General features: G+C 42.1%; 13 protein-coding genes. 3 read left to right on the top strand and 10 right to left on the bottom strand.

Translation table 11 applies throughout. The features are described from left to right. From BUB11_RS13100 to addB, 5 genes are all read right to left on the bottom strand, one after another. Positions 1-951: a 4Fe-4S dicluster domain-containing protein gene (locus tag BUB11_RS13100; RefSeq protein ID WP_073030209.1), complete on the bottom strand. Its 951-nt coding sequence runs from the start codon at positions 949-951 to the stop codon at positions 1-3. Then, positions 944-1,411: a hydrogenase iron-sulfur subunit gene (locus tag BUB11_RS13095; RefSeq protein WP_073030208.1), complete on the bottom strand. Its 468-nt coding sequence runs from the start codon at positions 1,409-1,411 to the stop codon at positions 944-946. The genes BUB11_RS13100 and BUB11_RS13095 overlap by 8 nt, the downstream gene beginning before the upstream one ends. Positions 1,412-1,451: 40 nt before the next feature. Continuing rightward, on the bottom strand, positions 1,452-4,484 hold the full coding sequence (locus BUB11_RS13090) for an FAD-dependent oxidoreductase (RefSeq protein WP_073030207.1): 3,033 nt from the start codon (positions 4,482-4,484) through the stop codon (positions 1,452-1,454). A 285-nt stretch (positions 4,485-4,769) separates the two neighbouring features. Beyond that, positions 4,770-8,873 (bottom strand): UvrD-helicase domain-containing protein, encoded by a 4,104-nt coding sequence (locus BUB11_RS13085; protein WP_073030206.1) that lies wholly within the window; start codon positions 8,871-8,873, stop codon positions 4,770-4,772. Then, positions 8,866-12,609 carry a helicase-exonuclease AddAB subunit AddB gene (gene addB / locus BUB11_RS13080; protein WP_073030205.1) on the bottom strand — a complete coding sequence of 1,248 codons (3,744 nt, stop codon included), beginning with the start codon at positions 12,607-12,609 and terminating at the stop codon, positions 8,866-8,868. The genes BUB11_RS13085 and addB overlap by 8 nt, the downstream gene beginning before the upstream one ends. A 136-nt stretch (positions 12,610-12,745) precedes the next feature. Between addB and BUB11_RS13075 the strand changes: the two genes are divergently transcribed. After that, on the top strand, positions 12,746-13,471 hold the full coding sequence (locus BUB11_RS13075; protein WP_084110280.1) for a polysaccharide deacetylase family protein: 726 nt from the start codon (positions 12,746-12,748) through the stop codon (positions 13,469-13,471). A 12-nt stretch (positions 13,472-13,483) separates the two neighbouring features. On the opposite strand, the gene BUB11_RS13070 is transcribed toward BUB11_RS13075, so the two are convergent. The 4 genes from BUB11_RS13070 to cls all read right to left on the bottom strand — a co-directional run bounded on the left by BUB11_RS13070 (position 13,484) and on the right by cls (position 18,012). Then, on the bottom strand, positions 13,484-14,332 hold the full coding sequence (locus BUB11_RS13070) for a YitT family protein (protein WP_084110279.1): 849 nt from the start codon (positions 14,330-14,332) through the stop codon (positions 13,484-13,486). Positions 14,333-14,522: 190 nt separating this feature from the next. Beyond that, complete coding sequence (locus BUB11_RS13065) at positions 14,523-15,836, bottom strand: DUF4349 domain-containing protein (protein WP_073030202.1); 1,314 nt, start codon at positions 15,834-15,836, stop codon at positions 14,523-14,525. After that, positions 15,833-16,345 carry an RNA polymerase sigma factor gene (locus BUB11_RS13060; protein ID WP_073030201.1) on the bottom strand — a complete coding sequence of 171 codons (513 nt, stop codon included), beginning with the start codon at positions 16,343-16,345 and terminating at the stop codon, positions 15,833-15,835. Before BUB11_RS13060 ends, BUB11_RS13065 begins: the two co-directional genes overlap by 4 nt. A 242-nt stretch (positions 16,346-16,587) precedes the next feature. Continuing rightward, positions 16,588-18,012, bottom strand: coding sequence for a cardiolipin synthase (cls, locus tag BUB11_RS13055; protein ID WP_073030200.1), 1,425 nt, complete (start codon positions 18,010-18,012; stop codon positions 16,588-16,590). Between the two features lie 284 nt (positions 18,013-18,296). Between cls and BUB11_RS13050 the strand changes: the two genes are divergently transcribed. Then, positions 18,297-18,818, top strand: a complete 522-nt coding sequence (locus BUB11_RS13050) for an RNA polymerase sigma factor (RefSeq protein WP_143187613.1) — start codon at positions 18,297-18,299, stop codon at positions 18,816-18,818. A 6-nt stretch (positions 18,819-18,824) separates the two neighbouring features. Further along, complete coding sequence (locus tag BUB11_RS13045; RefSeq protein ID WP_073030199.1) at positions 18,825-19,586, top strand: DUF4367 domain-containing protein; 762 nt, start codon at positions 18,825-18,827, stop codon at positions 19,584-19,586. 110 nt (positions 19,587-19,696) lie between these two features. On the opposite strand, the gene BUB11_RS13040 is transcribed toward BUB11_RS13045, so the two are convergent. Beyond that, positions 19,697-20,344, bottom strand: a complete 648-nt coding sequence (locus tag BUB11_RS13040) for a cobalamin B12-binding domain-containing protein (RefSeq protein WP_073030198.1) — start codon at positions 20,342-20,344, stop codon at positions 19,697-19,699. Between the last annotated feature and the right edge of the window lie 8 nt (positions 20,345-20,352).

Here is a 20,352-nt window from a genome sequence, read left to right as displayed (position 1 = left end):
TCACTCCTTTACCAAGAACTGTTCTGGATCATTTGCGCTGTATTCATTAAGAGCAGGTTTACCCTCTTCACTGATACCGGATTCATGGTTATACATGACGTAAACATCTTTCGTCATTTTACGGTTCAAGGCGCGGATGTCGACACCTTGTGGACATGCACGACTACATGCACCGCAATCAACACATCGGCCAGCTAAGTGCATAACACGTCCAGCTTGGAAAAGGAGATTTTCGGCACGATTTACTCCGCCAGTGAGCCATCTTGGAGAATTGCAGTCCACAAAGCATTCCTGACAATAGCATAAAGGACAAGCATTACGGCAGGCATAACAGCGAATGCACTTGCTCATTTGCTCTTTGAAATATTCTTGGCGCTCGCTGTCAGATTTGCTTTCCAAGGCTTCTACGTCTGCAAAAGCGGCAGCCTCTTGAGATACTTCAATCGTATCGCCAATATGAAGGTCCTCCATGACAGGGTTAGGGTAACGGCAGGTTTGACAGGTAGCATCCTTTACTTCCGTAAAGAGATACTCTTTATCCCCTTCCATTCCTTTTACGGATATTTTACCGTCGCTGATACTAGCTTCGAGAATTTCCCCCACTTCAGCTCCGATTTTTCTTTGATCAATGACACCGTGACAGGAAACTCCGATGATGTATAAGTCATCTCTGACAAGTTGATTTTCTTGTAACAAGACTGCTAAAGCGCGACTGTCACACCCTTTGGCGACAATGGCTTTTTTTCCAGGAGTCTTAGCTACATACGTGGCTAAATTATTCTCGCAAGTTTCATCCCATATCAAGGAGTCGACCCCTTCTGAAGAATGAATAAAGCAAGGAGTCGCTTTTAGTGGTAAGGAACCTTTTTCGTAACCGATAACAACGTCTACTTTGCCTTCAGCCAGTAATTGGCGGGCCGTTTCTCGGATATCGTTAATGATTTTATTCATCCGCTGCACCCCCGTCGACTACTTTAAAGATTCCGTTATTGGGACCAAGAGCACTGACGCGCTCGGTAACCCCTTTAACAACTTCAGCAAAGCGGCCGCCTTCTGCTGCTGATACCCAAGAAAAACTGATTCGATCCTCTTCTAAACCAACATGGTTTAGTAAGGATTTAATAAGCGCAAATTTTCTTCTTGCTACGTAATTGCCGCTAATATAATGGCAATCTCCTGGGTGACAGCCGGAAACTAAGACTCCGTCTGCCCCATTAGCCATTGCTTTCAAGACATATAGGGGATTAATTCGACCGGAACATGGGACTCTGATTGTTCTAATAGTTGCAGGATATTGAATTCTACCGACACCCGCTAGATCTGCTCCAGCATAACTGCACCAGTTACACAAGAATGCCGCAATTTTTGGTTCGTACTTTTTATTTTCAGTTTCTACCTGAATTTCTCCCATAATCATCTACCTTTCCCAATAGTTATTAGGTGCCCAAAATTTATAGGGAGTTTAACATCTCCACAATTTGCTCGTTTGTACACCCTCTGAGGCTTATAGCTCCGCAACGACAACTCGAAGCGCATGCTCCACAGCCTTTACATAGAGCATCGTTCACAACTGCAACGCGGTTAACCATATCAACGGTGACAGCTTTGGCTGAACAAACTGCTTCACAAGTTCCACAGGCAGTACATTTGCGTTTGTTGACAAAAGCGTTTAGACCGGCAGATTCAACTTGATCTTTAGACAAGGCAACACCGGCGCGTCCAGCGGCTGCTTTAGCTTGCGCTATAACTTCTTCCATATTTTTAGGACTGTGAGCGATACCTGCCATAAAGACTCCATCAGTACTAAAATCAACAGGCCGTAATTTCATATGAGCTTCTAAGAAGAATCCTTCGGCATTTAAGGGGATCTTGAACCATTTGGAGAGTTTCTTGCCGTCAGCAGGCGCTTTTATGGCAGCAGCTAAGCAAACTAGATCTGCTTCAATCTCTATAGGTCGGTCTAAGACATGATCTGTGACTGTTACCACAAGGGTGTCACCTTCCTTGCTTACGACCGGTTTGGCATTCTCACTATAGCGGACAAAGATGATCCCAATTCGTCTTGCTTCCTCATAGTCCTCTTCGTAGTAGCCATAAGTTCTCATATCTCTGTATAGAACGAATACATTAGCCCCTGGATTTTTCTTTTTGACCTTAAGAGCTAATTTAACGGATTTAGTACAGCAAGTACGGCTACAATATGGGTTTTCATCAGAACGAGAACCCACGCATTGAATAAAGACAAAATTCTTAGCATCATCCACTTTAGGGTCATGGTTATAGAGTGCCTCATCCATTTCGATTTGGGTCATGACGCGGTCATCTTGACCATATAAGTATTCCTTAGGCTTGTATTCTTGCCCGCCAATGGTCAGGAGAGCTACACCATGTGCCAGTTGTTCTCCATTTTCTAAAGTGGTGGTAAAGTTACCCAAGAAACCTCCAACGTCTTTAATTCCCACACCTACGTGAAGTTTAATGTTTGGATGGTTGCTTACTTGATCGATAAGCCCAGCAACAAAGGCTTTCATGTCTTCTCCTCTGAAACCGGTAGAGAATCTTCTGGCAACTCCACCTAAAGCATTATCTTTTTCGACCAAATGAACTTCATAGCCTTGATCAGCTAAAGATACGGCACTTGTCATCCCAGCTACTCCGCCGCCGATCACCAAGGCAGTATGATTCATTGACATGAAGATAGGTTGGACAGCTTGTTGCATGGAAGCACGAACGATTGCTAACTTTGTGAGATCTTTCGCTTTCTCGGTCGCTTTTTCAGGCTCGTGCATATGAACCCAGGAACATTGGTCACGGATGTTAGCCATGTCAAACAGGTGGGCATTCAAACCTGCTTCCTTCAATGTCTCTTGGAATAAAGGTTCATGAGTTCGCGGACTACAGGAAGAAACAACAATTCTATTCAGTTTCTGTTCACTAATCAATGCTTTGATCGAAGCCTGAGCATCTTGAGAACAAGCATAGATTTTGTCTGTAGCATAGGCTACAGTAGGCAGAGTTTTGGCATATTCTACAACACTGGGTACATCTACAACCCCGCCGATATTGACACCACAGTGACAAATAAAGACACCGGTTCGTATAACATCTCCGACAACATCTAATTCAGGTGGATATTCTTTTTCACTAACCAGGGTTCCACGCTCATCGGATAATAAAGCGGAGGCAGCACCAGCAGCGGCACTGGCTTGCATAACAGTTTCAGGAATATCTCTCGGGCCACTAAAGGCTCCTGCAGCAAAAACACCTGCTTTGGAGGTATTTACCCCACTTAGCGGTTCAAGCTCAGCAAATCCAAATTTGTTGACTTTGAGATCTAACATTTGGGCTAATTCTTTGGAACTGTCGCCTGGCTCAAGACCCACTGACAGAACGACTAAATCAAATTGGTCTTCACAAATTTTTCCATCTTCTGTGGAGTATCTTATGCAAGCATCTCCGGAATCATCTTTGGCTTCGGTAACTTCATATACACGAGAACGAATGAAGTTAACCCCTTGATTATTCTTAGCGTTGTTATAATATTTTTCGAAATCCTTACCAGGGGTTCTCATATCCATATAGAAAATGGTTGTATCCACTGGAATATGGCTATGTTCTTTAGCAATAACGGCTTCTTTGATAGCGTACATACAGCAAACACCAGAACAGTAATTATTATTGATTTTGGCGTTTCTGGAACCGACACATTGGATCCAAGCGATCTTTTGTGGCTCTTTTTGATCAAAAGGTCTTACTAAATGTCCGTCAAAGGGACCAGAAGCGCTGAGAAGACGCTCAAATTCAAGGCTTGTTATAACGCTTTTGATTTTTCCATAACCGTAGTAATCAAGCCTGGAGGCGTCAAATATTTTGAAGCCGGGATTAAGAATCATTGACCCCACTTCGACTTCAAATTCTTTGTCTTCCATCTGATGGTCGATTGCGCCAGCTTGACATGCTTTAACACATTTCAGGCAAATGTCTTTCCCTTTGGCTTTACCGCGAGTTTGATACAAGCAATTCTTTTCGTCAATTCCATAGGCATTTGGGAAGGCTTGCGAATACTGTTTAAACGCAGCTTTTCGTTTCCCTAAGCCCTGATTAAATTCATCATCGACTTTTACCGGACAAGCTTCAGCACAGGCTCCACACCCCGTACATTTTTCAAGATCAATGTAACGTGCCTTTTGCTTAATAGTGACTTTAAAATTTCCGGCTTCTCCTTCTGTTTTAACAACTTGTGAATTGGTGTAGGTTCTGACGTTAAGATGGCGTCCGCATTCAACTAGTTTTGGGGACAAAATACACATCGAGCAATCATTGGTTGGGAAGGTCTTATCCAACATTGGCATAGTTCCGCCAATTGCTGACGATTCTTCTACCAAATGCACTAAGTATCCCGACTCTGCTAAATCCAGTGCAGCTTGAATCCCGGCAATTCCTGCGCCAACAATCAAAACAGAACCTATTTTATTTTGACTCATTACAACCCCTCTTTCATCCTTACTCCTTATTAAAGATAGTTACAACAATCACAAGGAACAGTAATTAACTTCGCCATTTAATTGAAAAATCCTTTTTAGAAATGACGAAATATTATGGAATTAAATAATTTTATAGCAATCTACCCTTATTAAATCATTTAATGACATATGTTCAAAACATTGAACACGAATAAGGATAGAAAAGCTCAAATATTAAACTATTTTAAATAAAATTAGGATTTACGATTACTAAAGATAATTGTAAATCAATGGATTTGGTATGACTTAGAGAAATGGAAAACCAGGTTCTAAAATGCTTTTGCGTAGCTCCTCGGAAATAGTAATTTCGCGGCCAAGGGTAAAGGAATAGAGCGTACAACTCGTGACCTCTATTTTAATTAAGCGTTCAATAGCTTGGGCGTAGAGTGACAGTTGCAGGGTATACCGCTCTCTTAAAATCTGCTCTGGATCAGTTTCACTGTCTGTTCGAAATGAATCTGTCTTATAGTCAAGAATCTCTGCTGTAATATTACCGTACTCGTCCTTGTACATAATAACCACATCAATAACCCCTTGGACCAAGATTTTTGTCTGGTCCTCGGACGGAAACGTTAGTGTAAATGGTACTTCTCGAAGAATTTGTTCTGCTTTAAAAAGTCGCTGACTTAAGGGGGTGCCCAAGAAATGTACAACCTGTTCTTGTTGAATGACACTACGTTGCTCCAAACTAAGTATTTCTTGATGTTCTAATTGATTCAGAAATTCGTTAATTTCATTAATTTCTTCCTTCAGAGACAGGCTTGGCCAATGGTTTGCCCATTCTTTAAAGGGAAGATGCTGCATAACTGTATGCAAAGCGGTTCCTCGTTCGGCAGCAGTTAATTGTTTTGTTGCTTGAAGGAATTTTGGCCTTTTTATGGTATCCGATTGATTCCAAAGTGTGGATATTGAGGACGCCTCATCATTTACATGCCAGGTTTGTTGACGTTTTAGTTCACTAACACTCGTTTTAGCAACCTGCCGAACAGACTTTGGATGTGGGTACTGCCAGCTTAGACGTCGACTGACCTCAGAATACCATTCTTCAAAGGTCTTAATATTAGAAGAGTTCTCTGTATTGCTTTGCTCGGTATCGGTATCCGTTTCCTTCTTTGGTGCTTCTTCGACGCTTTCGTCAAGTTCCTGAGATTCTTCCCTGTTTACCTCTTTAACTGATGTTAAACTGCAGTGCCGATGAAGTTCCCATTTGGAACTTATATCTGGCATAGTTAATGTTAAAGGAGAATTTTCCTCACCAAAAAGTCGGTCTGGATGTCGTGCTAAGGCAGGACCGATCCAATCCAGAAAGCACTTGGCACTCCGGAGTTGACCTGATGGCAAGGGGATATCTTGCCAATCTAAAGTACGATACCATTTATTGAGTGTATTATCGAAATTGTCCAAGGAGCCATAAAGTAATAGACGTTCCTTAGCTCTTGTAAGAGCTACATAAAGAATCCTCAACTCTTCAGCCAAAGATTCTTGAGCCAAGCGTTGTTTGACAGCGTATTGAATTAACGAGGGATAGCGCACATTGTTTTCTACATCGATGATTGGCATACCAATTCCTAATTTGGAGTGTAGAAGCATCTTACCTCTGAGGCTTTGGGTATTGAAAGTTCGACCTAGCCCAACCACAAAAACAACAGGGAATTCCAGTCCTTTGCTGGCGTGTACCGTAATTAACCGAACGACATCTTCATTTTCTCCTAACGCTCGAGCACTTCCCATGTCTTTACCTTGTCCTTGGAAGCGATCCAGAAAGCGCAGGAAACGGAACAAGCCACGGTACCGAGTTGCTTCAAAGCGACGGGCACGGTCATAGAGCACACGCAGATTTGCTTGACGCTGTACGCCTGCCGGTAAGGTTCCAACATAAGCCAAGTACCCCGTTTCTACATAAAGAGACCAAAGCAAATCTGCCAAGGAAGTACGTCGGGATCGTGTTCGCCATGATTGCAGGTTAAGCCAAAAAGCTGAGATTTTCTCCTTTAACATGGGAGCGGCGGATAGAATTAGACTAGCATTGTTAAGTTTTTCTGGTAAGGATTCCTCATATAGCCCTAAGATGATTTTAAACTCATCGACTTGCTCTGAGGCAGAATTTCCCTCGTTAAGCCCGGCCCATACTGCAATGGTAAGCGCTTCAAAGAAATCCCCCTCGGGGAGCATCATGCGAATTTGGCCTAACTCTCTCCCATTTAGACCTACCAACGGGGAGCGCAGGACTGCTGCCAAAGGAATATCCAGATGCGGATTATCAATGATTTTAAGAAGTGACAAAATTGTTTCCACTTCACTGGCTCCGAAGTAACCGCTGGTTGTTTCGGCATAAACAGGAATGCCAGTGTTCTGGAATTCTTCTATATAGATTGGCGCCACCGCTGAATAAGAACGCATCAAGATGACAATATCAGAATATCGTACTGGTCGAAATTCTGTGTTGTTTTTGTCATAGATTTGAAATTCCGCTCCTTGGACAATACCCTGGATCCTCTGGCTGACAAGGCGTGCTTCGATTCGAGCTTTATCCATATCTTCTGATGATAAAGTGTCTCCCAAGTCCTCAGCGTCATTTTCTGCAGGGTTGACGCTTTCTGCTCTGTCACTTTCTGATTGTCCTTCGCTCAAAGTCGCAACATCTTTTATCCCTTCATCAGAATATGAACTCAGCTCGTCTTTTATACTCTTTGAGTCAATAAGGTGAACTTCAATTGGGCCTTCTGCTGTTCGGATTTGATTTTTCCCAGAAACAAAGGATGCTCCATATTGTAAAGCTGCCTGGTCATCATAGGCGATTTCCCCGGCGCTCAAGGTCATGATCTGACGAAAGAGAAAATTAACCCCCTCTACCACCTCAAGCCGACTGCGAAAGTTACGGTTTAGATCAATTACCATTGTCCTAGTATCGTTTGTCATGTCTGATTGCCAATGTGGAAGCAGGTTGTATTTTGCAATAAATAAATTGGGGTCTGCCATGCGAAAACGATAAATGCTTTGCTTGACATCACCCACCATAAACAGATTAGGGGACTCCCCTTGTCTGGATACCTGATGTAAAATGCGTTCTTGAACAGGGTTAATGTCCTGATATTCATCCACTAATACTTCAGCAAAAAACTCCTTTAATCCTTGGGCAATCAAAGAAGCCTCACCCTCTTCTTCAAGTAATCGGAGGGCAAAATGCTCCAGGTCAGTAAAGTCTAAAATGTTGCGTTGTCCCTTGGCAATCGCATAAACTTGAGAAAACTCGATTACTAAGTCACTTAGTGTTTGAGCCATAGTTCCCATCTCTCGCAAGCCAGGCAACTGTTCATTGAGAGGATAAGCGAAGACCGCTTCTTTTAAAGAATTCAGTTTCTTTTTAGCGTCGTCCCTTAATTTTTTACTTTCTTCCTGTAACCCCTTTTGCATAGATTCATCGTATTCGGCTTGTTCAGCAAGCAGAGCAGACTTCTGCTTCGATTTGGATCTTATCGCCGGCAACTTTGAAAAATTGACCGCAGAGTAAAACTCCGCTTCAACCTCAGCCCAATCCCCTTCTTGTAAAGCTCGGTTAAGTAAACCAACGCGGTTTAGATCATCTTGCAAGGTTGCTGAGTAAAGCATTGGTCCCCCAGGACATCGGGTAATTTGTTCGGCCCTTGCGAGTAAGTTTAAACCTTCACTCACAAGATCGAGTAGTCCTTGGCGAAGGGCTTGCCCCCATTCGCTTTGCATTAGGGATTTAATATCATCCCAAGAATAGGCCATTTTAAGCGAACTTAACCAGGACTTAGGTTGGGGTTGACTATAGGCGAATGAATAGAGATTAAGAACATGCTCTATTAAGGGGTGATCATCACGATCTGTGCCAAAGGCTTCGACAAGCCTCAAAAACTCATCGTCTTCTTTAGCATACCTAGTCTCAAAGATTTCTTCAATGACATCCTGACGCAGCAATTCTGCCTCGGCTTGATCCGCCACTCGAAAGGCAGGATCAAGCTCAAGTTGGTAAAAGTACTTTCGGATTAACTCCAGACAGAATGAATGAAGTGTCGTAATACTAGCCTGATGAAGAAGGGTGCGTTGGCTAAGAATGCGCTCGATTTCCTTAGGCTCTTGTTCCTGAAACAGAGCGTCGTCTAAGGCTTTGCCGATACGCTCTCGCATTTCATTGGCTGCTGCTTTTGTAAAGGTTACAACCAAAAAACGGTCAACATCGACAGGGTCTTCAGCATTCTTAATGCGGCGGATTAATCGTTCCACAAGTACAGCTGTTTTGCCTGAACCAGCTGCGGCGGCAACTAAGAGTTCTCCTTGCAACATGATGGCGGCATTCTGTTCCTCTGTCCATTTGGGTTTACTCACTCAGATTACCGCCTTTCAACTTACGAGTCTGGATCTTTCGAACCTTCTTCGGCTCATTCTCTTCACCAAGCCAGTTTAAGGTTAAAGCGTTGGAATCCTTTGTTTCGGGCAAAGAGTCACAAGGAGTATCTTCTTTTGATATATCCAGTCGTTCCCAAACCTCCTCTGGTTTTAGAGCAGACAGGTCTCGGTATTGATTTTCCGGTAGGTAGGGGTCAAAGTGACACACGGGCTTATATGCACAATACTGGCATCCCGTACTCTTTCCTCTGCGGAAAGGAGACAGGGAAATGTCACCGTCTAGTATTTCTTCCCCTTTCTCTCGAAACCACTGATGAAGATAGTCACTAAGCAAAGAAAATTGACCCTCAGTAAGGACATTGGTCCCTTTTTTAAAGGTGCCATCTTTTTTTAATTTAAGTCCCAATAATTCGGATTGTCCTGTCGTAAACGTTGAATCCATGGCTTCTAACACTTTAGGATTTGCTAATAAATAACCACTAACTTTGACTGCTCTGACTCGATGTTGCTCCAACTCTTCCGTACTAAGAGGAAGTTTCTCTTCGAGCTGAGGTTCCAGTACGGGGAAATAAAGAAATCCCGCAGGAATCTTCTGTAGAAATGGGTTATCTCTCCCTGCAGCAATCTCACTCATGGTGCTTTCTGTACTTAATTCCGTTTCCTCTGACGAAGGCAAAGCTAGCGTAGTATTTAACAAGACTTCCGCTCCCTGTAGAGCGACGTTTAAATAGGTAAGCAGTTGGAGATTTAAGCCGTAATAAATAGAATCCAACGATAAGGATAACTCACGGGACTTATAATCAAGGATACGCAGAAAGACTTGTCCATCTAAGAAAGCAGCATCCACTCGGTCAATTTGTCCGCAGAGCAACAGCGAATCGTCTTCAGTTAACGGGATCTCCACTCCAGGAAGCTTCTCTTGCGGGCCAAAACCTACTTCGAGTTGGATCGGAATAAATATCCCTTTTCGGGCATGCTCGCCTAACACTCGAACTGCATGATGAACTGTGCGCTTCAGTTTATGGGTTAAATAGCGGTAGCGAGCGCTGCTTAGAAGGATTTCATGCTGTAGACTAGGTGCTATTTTATCTGCCAGACCACTAATAAGTGCCCAAGATTCTTCCTTCGTCAATTTGCCCCAATCTAAGCCGCGTGACTGTAGTTCGATTGCAAAATCATGCAAAAGAGTATGAAAGAATTCCCCCATATTGGGGCTGGATAATTGATAAGCAGATCTCTCACGCAACTTCAGTCCATAGCGGGCATAATGACCAAAAGGACACTTGGCGAATTGTTCCAGACGAGAGACACTAGCCATCAAGCGTTTACCATATAAGCGTCGAGCTAGCGGACGCTGCAGTTTCCCCTCCTGATTCTGGGTCGTGAGGCTGGCCTGTAATCTCTTGGTTTGATTATGGCGAAGCGGATCCTCGATAAGCCACTTTTCGGTTGCCTGCCAAAGAGTTGAAAGCGGTTCTCCTTGGCGCAGAGTGCGTAGTTGTTCAGCATAGATTTGAAGAGTAGAATCCGGTTGACTAATCTGATGTATATCTTCTTGGTTTCCCAGGAAATTATCATTCAGGGTTGGGAAAAGGTGGCAGATCCGTGTGACAACAGGAGAAACTGTTAGTCCTTTCCCCTCTTCATCAGTCAAAGGATAAGAAACCACAAGTTTTTCTACAGCGCGAGTGAGTGCCATATATATGAAAAACTGTTCTTCATAAGTCTGAGACTTCCCTTTTGGAGCAAGGACAACCCCTGCTTTCTCTAACTGTACCCTTTCCTCAGCGTCGAGTACTCCGTCAGAAACTGGTCGTGCAGGAAGTATGCCTTCGTTAGCCCCTACGAGAAAAAGAACTCGTGCTTCAGGATTTCGTGATCGATCTAATGAACCCACTAAAATTTGGTCAAGTCCAGGGGGAATCAGACCTAGTTCAATCCCTTCTATCCCGGAAGAAAGTATTAAGGCATAGTCCTCAAGCTCCAGGCTTTCTTCCCCCAAACCAACCACAATTTCATCCAGGACTTGAACGACGGATTCCCAGATTTGTTCATGCAATCGAGCCTCGCTCAGATCTCCTTCTTCTTGGGCTTTTTGCGACCACCTTTTTAAGGTTGAAGGAATATTTAAAGTTTCCAGAAAAACATATAATGCTTCAGTGACTGTCCGCACATTTGAAGTTTTAGATTCACCTTTCAATAAGAATCCATGCATCAATGGAGCAATGAGGTCGTAAACAGTCTGTCTGGAGGAGTTTAGTTCCGCTTGAAACATAAGCTCCGTAACTCGTTGTTCCTCATTTTTTCCTAAAGTCCATTGACGGTGATATCGCCAATCAACATTTCTCGTCCAGCCCTCGCCATGTATCCCATGTTCTAACACATAGTTTTCCAAGCGATCGACGGCATCCCTTTGAAGCGGAAAAAAATCTGTTTTTAAACAGCGAAATAGGGGTTCATACCCCCAATTGCTCTGAGCAACTTCCAAGATGGATTGAAGCAGTTCAATTAGCGGATGGTGGAGAACAGAACGTTTATAATCTAAGAAATGAGGGACTTCGTAGGACGTGAAAACTTGAGCAATCAGTTCGGCATAACCTGTGAGGTCACGAGTCGTGACCGCCATCTCATTCCAGCAAAAACCCTCATCCCTAGCCAAGCGCCTTAGTTCTCGTGCTACTCCCTCTACTTCAGCCCTCCGATTAACTGCTGATAAAACCTGAATGCCTTCAGTTGCAGTGTCAACAGTGATAGGCGCTTCATCCATAGAATTGCATGAATCGAAGGACTGATTAGTTCCATAAGATACAGTTGGATACGCAGCATAATATTTCTCTAAATGCCAAAGCCAAGGATGTTTAAATCGTATTGAGGCCTTAAGCAAGGTAGGAGGGTGTATATGGGTACCCGTTTCCAGAGCAATGCGTTGCAGGTCCTGGTATGTTTTCCAAGGTCCTGCAAACAGCTCCTCACCCGCTCTAAATATCCCCGTTCCGAGATGGTGCTCCTCTGAAAGGTAACTCGGATCAAGAGAGGACGTAATGACAACTTCCTGAGCAGTTGACATGATAATCTTCAAGACTTCTAATTCTTGAGGGGTAAATCCGGTAAACCCGTCAACCCATACTTTTGCCCCTTGGATCAGAGGGGCATAAGGAATTTTTTCTGCCAAAACTGTCAGTTCCTCATCTGGATCTCGAATTCCTTGCCCAAGTGTTGCCTGAAACTCTTCATAAATGAGGGCTAAGTCATCAAGCTTATCTAATAAAATACTGCTCGCAGTTTTAGCCTTTCGCAAATCATTTGGGACAACTCGATAAGTCTTAAATTCTCCGATGGCTTGAGCAAGCAGTTCAGCCATGCCAGGTCTAGTAGCTGAGCGTGCGAAGGCCTTTAATTTGAGACGGTGCTTTAAAAGAATTTTGCGAATCAGCATCCGTTTGCCTATGGTGCCGATCAGAACTTTTTGTCCGCCTCCAGTCTCTGAAAATACCCGCCAGCCCAAGCGTCGAAAACTTAAAACCTGAGCTTGCAAGCTGCCTGCAAGATCCGGCGTATTAGCTAAAGCAACCTCCAACTGATAGGTAGCCTGTTCAGGAACGAGGAGGATTAATGGTGACCCTCCCGGTTCATTGCGGAGCTCACTTCGGATTTCTTCTAAACATAGGGTACTCTTGCCACTGCCGGCTCGACCAAAAACGAAACGGAAACCCATATAACTCCCTCCCTTCCACAAGACTTTCATCAGCATACAAAATTATTTTCATGTTTTAAAATTGTTTAGAGCGCAGAATGCATGTAACCCATTGTTCATCCATAGGTATATAGAAGCGACTTGGGGGTGATTGACAGTGCGTATTTATGTTTTATCTCGGCAAAAACTGCTCTTAGGATTATTGTTTCTGTTCACTGTGGGGGGGATTCTAGCTATAACTCAATTTACGCTGACAACCCCCTCTTTGGTTCGGACTCCAGGTACTTACTATATGGCAAATACCCCGGAAAAGGTTGTAGCGCTTACCTTTGATGATGGACCGGATCCAATCGATACTCCCGATATACTGGATATCCTAAAAGAAAAGGAGGTGCGGGCCACATTCTTTGTTTTGGGGAAGGCGGCACAATCGAACCCTGACTTATTAAAGCGCTTAGTAAAAGAAGGACATGAAATTGGAAATCATGGTTTTAACCATGATTATCAACAACGCCATTTAGTTAAAGAAATGAATCAAACAGATCAAGCAGTTTATGCTGCAACAGGCTACCACACATATTTTTATCGTCCTCCCGGCGGGTTCGTATCAAAAACTCAACTGGAAACCACTAACCGAAATGGCCATGTCGTAGCGCTGTGGAGCGTGGACAGCAAAGATTGGAGAAATCCAGGAGTAAAACAAATTGTGGACAATGTTGTTAAAAATGTTTTCCCGGGCTCAATTATCCTCATGCATGACGGAGGTTATCAACGCAGTCAAACAGTAAAATCACTAGGTCCGATTATTGATGCTTTGAGAGCTCGTGGTTATCGCTTAGCTACTTTGAGTGAACTTAAAACCTTGGATTCAGAAACGAAGTAAAAATGCTTTAACTCACTCATTAGAAATAAAGCCGCTTCCGAAAACTTCTCCGGCATTTTGAATAATTATAAAGGCTTGAGGATCTATTTCCCGCACAGCTCGTTTTAGGCGGCCCATTTCAGGCAGACTTACGACACAAATAACAATGTCTTTCGGCTCACAAGAGTAAGCACCTCTGCCATGTAAAAACGTAGCCCCCCGTCCTAAATCAACCATAATTCGGGCGACGAGTTCCTCGGATCGATCTGAAATGATGGTAATTGACTTTGCTGGAACGCCGCTCTCAATTAGATCAAGTACACGGCCATATACGAACAGCATTACCAAAGTATAGAGTGCTGCTTTCGGGCCAAGTACTGCCCAAGATATCAAGATAATGACTCCGTTGATAGCTAGGGCTGAGGTGCCCATAGGTACTCCATACTTGCGTTGAATGACTTTCGAGACGATATCGGTGCCCCCCAGACTGCCACCAAAGCGAAAGACAATAGCTGAGGAAACTCCTGAGATGACCCCGCCATACAGAGCCCCTAAAAAAATGTCATTGAAATCGAAAGGTTGAATGCCGTTAAATAAATCCAGAAAAATAGAGAAAATCGCTAATCCCCATATGGTTTTAAAAACGAACTGTTTATCAACTTCTTTCCATCCTAAAACAAATAACGGTACATTTAGAATAAATGTCACGATCCCAATCGGAAGATTAAACGTATAGTAGAGAAGCAGGGCAATTCCACCGACGCCGCCTCCACTTAAACCGGAATAGACAATAAAGCCTTGAATTCCATAAGCGGCAAGGATGGCCCCGACAGCAATCCCTATAATCCCTCCAATAGACTTTGATCGTTTTGTTAGTTTCAAATAAATGCCCCCTACTTTTTGGTTAAAGATTACATTTCATTATACAGACATATATATTATACGTAAAGTCGAGTCACAATACAGCAACTTACTGGCACCAAGACTTAAGGTGCCGAGCCGACTCGATACAAGGAGGGCTTAGTCATGCATTTATCTGCAGATCTAAGCCCTCCTTGTGGTTGCCCAATAATTACTGTGATTTACTCTTTTGCCATACTCGATAAAGGATCCAACTCAAGGCACCGATTAAAAGGTAAGGGGAGGCATACCCTATCCCGACTACCAGATAATTAAGTCCATTCCAGGTACTGCTCAAAGTTTTCAATACAGCATCCCCTGCCGCTTTCCAGGTTTCACTCCAAGAAATCGGCTGCCACGGGTTTGTGACATTGAGATTTGGACTTTGGCGAGTAACAATTTGAAGGGTTACCGTGGAATAGTCTACCTGATGGTTCCAAAGTTTTAACTGACCCTTTAATTGTTCAATTTGTTGACGAACGTTGCTCAGCGAGTTTTCCACTTTAAGCACGTCTTCAATAGTTGTAGACTTGTCAAGGATTTCGAGGTAACGTTTCTCTTCAGCCTCTAGAATTTGCAAACGTGCCTGGGAATCATAGTATTGGTTAGTTATATCATTGGCCTGCAAGCGTTGTTCGAGCACCTTACCCCAAGCAGAAAAGGTATCCTGCAACCCAGCAAGCTTGTCGGCCGGAACCTTAACCGTCAACTGCGCGGATGAATGATAATCTGATTCGCTTTGTTGAGATGTGACCACATATCCGCCTAGTTGTTTTACCTCTTCGCTGATTTGCGTCACCGTATCCTTGATGGTTGCTACCTCAAGCGTTAACTCTAAATCATGAATGATTTTCCGAGAAACCCCTGTATCTGCGGGAGGAACGCTTGGTTGATCTGGCGAAACAGGAGAAATTTCAAGATTTTTACGCATATCTGAAGAGCTATTTGTACTGTATAGCGAATCTGTCTGAGGGGATTGTGCTTCTACAATTTCGTCATTTGCTATTAAGGTGTCATTAACCCCTTTTGTTTTAGCATTACTATCAGCGCCCGTTTCCATTGAACCTTTTAAATCCGCAGCCTGCGGGGGGCTTCCTGCCGATTGGGCTAACTTCTGAGTGCTCCCCATGCGAGGGAAAAGGTTCAATGAACCATTCATAGCCTCCTGCCCGATGATCACGAGGAGGGCTAGCGCAACCACAGAAAAACTCAGTTTCCAATGACCAAAATTACTCATAGTGAGCAGTCTTGAACGTAATCGTTGAGCTAGACTTTCCTTTTCGTTAATATTCACATCAACATGAAACTCTTTTGAATCTTCAATGATGGCCATTTTTTCAAGAGCCTTTTGCTTTACACTCTGCTTAATTTGCTCATTACCCTCTATATCTCCCTCAATCGTTTGGAAGAAAGCTTTCATACGTTGCAAATCACCATCCTCTTCCCAGAGTGCGGTGAGATCCGTTTTATAAAAAAATCTTTTCATCGGACTCTGCCTCCTCTGTCCAGGTTCCCCTGGTAGATTTTTCGGAACCCTTTCTTAGCCCGGTATAGAAGGCTGTCCACTGCCTGCTGTGTTGTTCCTAAGATTTCTGCCGCTTCTCCTGCACTGAATCCCTCAATTAATCGGAGTTGGATAACGTTAACCTGTTGAGGAGAGAGCTTAGCTAAGGTTTCTTTAACACTTAACAGGGTTGCCCAGGTTTCACTTTGATCGGATTGTTGCGTCATAGGTAACGGCGTATCTTCGAGGGTCATCACGGGGGTACGTTTATGACTTCGGTAATAATCTGCAATTTGATGGGTCGCAATTTTTAGGGCCCAAGACTTAAGGGCGGTCTTTTTTTCCATATTTGGCAGACCGCGCCACACTTTCACGATTATTTCAGCGGTTACATCTTCCACATCTGGCTTAGGTATTCGAATCGAAACAAATCGGTAGATCAATGGGAATAAAAGTTCATAGGTCTCATCAAAGGTCGAATTGGCCTCCACCTCGTCGTCAGCCTCCTGCCTTCTCTCTTTAATACGTTATTATCTATCTGAGTTACACAAGCTATCATACCATAGGATTTCGGAAGCATATAGGAGTTAATACCATGACTGATTTACATTTAAATAGACGTACGCTCACTGCCTCATCTGACACCCTAATCATAATTTTTTTCTAAAAACAAAAAAATACACCTTGTCGTTTCAAACTAAGATGCATCCTTTTGTTAAAAATTGAAAATCTGCTATAAAAGCGGTGAAAACACTCGGGCACTCGATTCCTTAAATCGTTTTATGACTGAACGTTTTTGAAACTCTTCAAGAATGACTTCCCTGCTCACTTTCAAATCGATCTCAAAATTTTCCAATAAACCTCCGGCAATTGTTGAGTCATAGATAAAAGCACTGATCTCAAAATCTAGGAGAAAACTTCGCAAATCCATATTTGCTGATCCTACAGAAGTAAGCTGATTATCTATAATTAAGATCTTGGCATGAAGAGTTCCTTTCATGTATTCAAAAATTCTTACCCCCGCCTGAAGTAAGTCCTCAAAATATGAATTCATAGCAAGAAACGTCAGTTTATGTTCTGGGATTCCTTGGACAAGGAGCCGCACGTCTAAACCGCTGAGGGCAGCGGTTTTTAAGGCCATGATTAAGCTTGCATCAGGGATAAAGTATGGGGTTTCTATATAGATACAATGATTCGCCATTGTGATGGTGCTAAAAAAACTCTGTAGAACTGATGTCCATCTTGAATCTGGTCCACTCCCTAATATTTGAATTGGGAGATGCTGTTTAATTTTCGTTTCGGGGAAATATCGTTCCCCTTTAACCTCCTGATGAGTCACAAAATACCAATCATTCAGGAAAATAGCTTGGAGGGTATAGACAGCTTCCCCTTCTAGTTTTAAATGTGTGTCACGCCAGAAACCTAGTTTGGAGTCGCGAGATAAGTATTCATCGCCAATATTAAGTCCTCCCATGAAACCGGTACTGCCATCCACGACAACGATTTTGCGATGATAACGCAGGTTTAATTGAGAAGTAATATAGGGAAAGCGAATTGGGAAAAACCATTCTGCCAAAATTCCTGCCTCACGCATACTTTTTATAAAACCGCCTGAAATGGAAAGGCTTCCCATTCCATCCAGCAGGACACGAACTTCTACACCCTCAGTAACTTTACGACTTAAGATCTTCAAGACATCTGCACCAATTTCATCGTCTTTAAAAATATAATAGCTAAGGTGTATGTGATGGCTTGCACTTTCTAAGGAATTGAATAATTCTTGAAATTTCTTCCCACCGTTCAAAAGGATTTCCACTTGATTATGAACCGTTAACGGAGCATAGCCTGAGTTTAAGTGAAGCTTGACCAATTTTAACTCATAATTAGTATTTGGATCTAAATCTCCGTTCTTAATATTTGTTTGCTGCTCACTAATCCAACGATTATATGAATTATCTTGGATATGTTTAGCATGAAACAAAGGTCCTCGAGTTTTTTCCCCAAATACTATGTAAAGGATGAACCCAAGTATAGGAAGGAGACCAAGAATGAAAAGCCAGGTTATTGTATTTCCAGGAGTTCGATTTTCTAAGAGTATTGCCGTCCAAAGGAAGATAACCTGAAGAAGGTTTATAAGCAATAAAAAGCACCATATCATTGTATCACCGACCCTCTTAGTTTATCAGTGTTCAAATGTTAATTCTTACATTCAGACTTTTTCACAGAGTCTAGTTATCTCCAGAATTAATCATTAATAGTCTTAATCAAAACCATTTTATGTTGCCCCCTACTTAGAATTTATAATTAATCATCTTTAGCTTGATTAAATGCTTGGTTGGAGTTCCAAAAAGTTAGTTGTGCTATTTCTTACCAATAATTTTTTAATTTAGGAAGGTTTAATTACATAATTCCTAGAATTAGTATCTTAAGGAGGGGTTAAAATTGTCATTGTATGGCAGTAACTTGGACGTATTTGAAATTCTTGTCAAGCAAAATTACGAAAAAGTCTATCACACTGTTTATTTCTATACTAAAGATAAATTCATCTCAGAGGACGCGGTTCAGCAGGCATTTATAATAGCCTATAATAAACTATATCAATTAAAATCTAAGGATAAATTTGCTTCCTGGGTTATTTCTATTGCCCTAAATGAAGCTAAACATATGCTAAAGGATAACAATAATGAACGAATTACCCCAATAACTAATTATCACTTAAATACACTGTCCTATGGCGAGGAAAATGATATAGATCTTAGGGAGGATATTGACAATGCCCTAAATAAGTTAAAGCATAAAGAAACCGAGATCTTAGTTCTTAAGTATTATGCTGACTTAACATTGCAACAGATTTCCGACTTATTAGGCATTAACCTCGCAAATGCGAAAGTACGATTACATAGGGCGAAAGATAAATTCAGAAAAATGATAGATAGTGAAATTAAGCAAAAAACGGGAGGTTGAACTTCAATGGCCTTATCAGAAATAGAACTTAACAGGACAATTAAAGATCACTTCTCAAAGGAGTTAGCCGAAACTATTGAAGTTCCCAATATAGATAATCAATGGGAGAAGATTAAGCAACAGATATTAGAAACAGAAACCATTCCGCCAACCCAAAGATCCATCTTAAAACAAAAAAGAATTGTTTTGGCCATCACAATTCTCTTATCAATCGGTTCAGTACCCTTTTTACGCCCAAATAATGCAAATGCTTTTGGGGGAACCATCGCCAAATTCTTTAACTACATGGTTGGAAAAACTACAAATAATATAACCGAAACCTATCAGCAGGGTGATGAGTCAGGAATACCAAAGGTACAGGATTTAGGAGATATTACTGAAAAAGAAGTTAGCCTGGATGAAGTCCATAATATGATTCCTTTTATGTTGGCGGCGCCAAGTTACCTCCCTCTTGAAGCTAATACAAGAAGAATTGTCCTTACATCTCATGGTGCTGATGTTTATCAGATTACCTTTGAATATAATCTTAAGGATAAAGTAATAGTCTTTAGCCAACAAAATAATGCTAGCGGAACTTCACGCGGTTCACTGTATGACAGTGAAGATACTGTTATAAAAGATCTAATGATCAATGCTGACCCTGCAATTTTATTTATGCATAAGAACGGCATAAGTACCTTGAATTGGCAATCAAGGAGTCTCTTACTACAACTTAAAGGACAACTATCGGAAGAAGAAATTATAAAAATCGCTCAATCTATTAAATAAGAAATACCACGGTTTAAGCCGTGGTATTTCTTATTTTAACAAATTAAAATCACTCAGACTGACCAACGCCCCTCAACTTTGTCATTTTTAACATTCCCTTGGACAATAATTCAATTAATTATCAGTTTCAAAGCTAAATCAACAGCTTTAAAAACATCAACAGCATAACCATCCGCATTAATTGCATTGGCAAAATCTTGTGTCGCAGGATTTCCTCCAATAATTATTTTGACACCGTCACGCAGTTTAAGACGTTCTAGTTCTCTAATTGTTTCAGACATCATAGCTAAGGTAGTCGTGAGCATTGCAGACATTGCTAAAATATCTGGCTGGTGTTCGTTAACTGCTTCCACAAAATCCTCAGTCTGAACATCTATGCCAAGATCAATTACTTCTAACCCAGAACCGCGAAACATCATGACGATTAAATTCTTGCCAATATCATGTAAATCCCCGGCTACAGTACCGATTACAACTTTACCTAGTGAAGAGTGCTGAGGATCTGACAAGATAGGTTTTAGGACGTGTAAACCCGCATGCATAGCCCTTGAAGCTATTAGTACATCTGAAATATAAATTGTATTATCTCTAAATTGTCTGCCAATAACTTGCATACCAGGTAGTAGTGCGTTTTGAAAAACCCTTTGTGGCGTGACACCATTTTCAATTGCTAACGTTGTAAGTGTCTTAACACGGTTGGCTTGCCCTTTGATCAGCGCTCTCGTTATTGACTCTAATTCTAATTCTGAAGTTACCAATCCTATCT

Source organism: Desulfosporosinus lacus DSM 15449 (assembly GCF_900129935.1).
In the GTDB taxonomy this organism is placed as follows: domain Bacteria; phylum Bacillota; class Desulfitobacteriia; order Desulfitobacteriales; family Desulfitobacteriaceae; genus Desulfosporosinus; species Desulfosporosinus lacus.
This window is presented reverse-complemented; position numbering and strand designations above follow the sequence as displayed.

Excerpts from the sequence above, each read along its gene's own strand:
- BUB11_RS13100 (WP_073030209.1), bottom strand. The coding sequence starts at position 951 with ATGAATAAAATCATTAACGATATCCGAGAAACGGCCCGCCAATTACTG.
- BUB11_RS13095 (WP_073030208.1), bottom strand. The coding sequence starts at position 1,411 with ATGGGAGAAATTCAGGTAGAAACTGAAAATAAAAAGTACGAACCAAAA.
- BUB11_RS13090 (WP_073030207.1), bottom strand. The coding sequence starts at position 4,484 with ATGAGTCAAAATAAAATAGGTTCTGTTTTGATTGTTGGCGCAGGAATT.
- addB (WP_073030205.1), bottom strand. The coding sequence starts at position 12,609 with ATGGGTTTCCGTTTCGTTTTTGGTCGAGCCGGCAGTGGCAAGAGTACC.
- BUB11_RS13065 (WP_073030202.1), bottom strand. The coding sequence starts at position 15,836 with ATGAAAAGATTTTTTTATAAAACGGATCTCACCGCACTCTGGGAAGAG.
- cls (WP_073030200.1), bottom strand. The coding sequence starts at position 18,012 with ATGATATGGTGCTTTTTATTGCTTATAAACCTTCTTCAGGTTATCTTC.
- BUB11_RS13045 (WP_073030199.1), top strand. The coding sequence starts at position 18,825 with ATGGCCTTATCAGAAATAGAACTTAACAGGACAATTAAAGATCACTTC.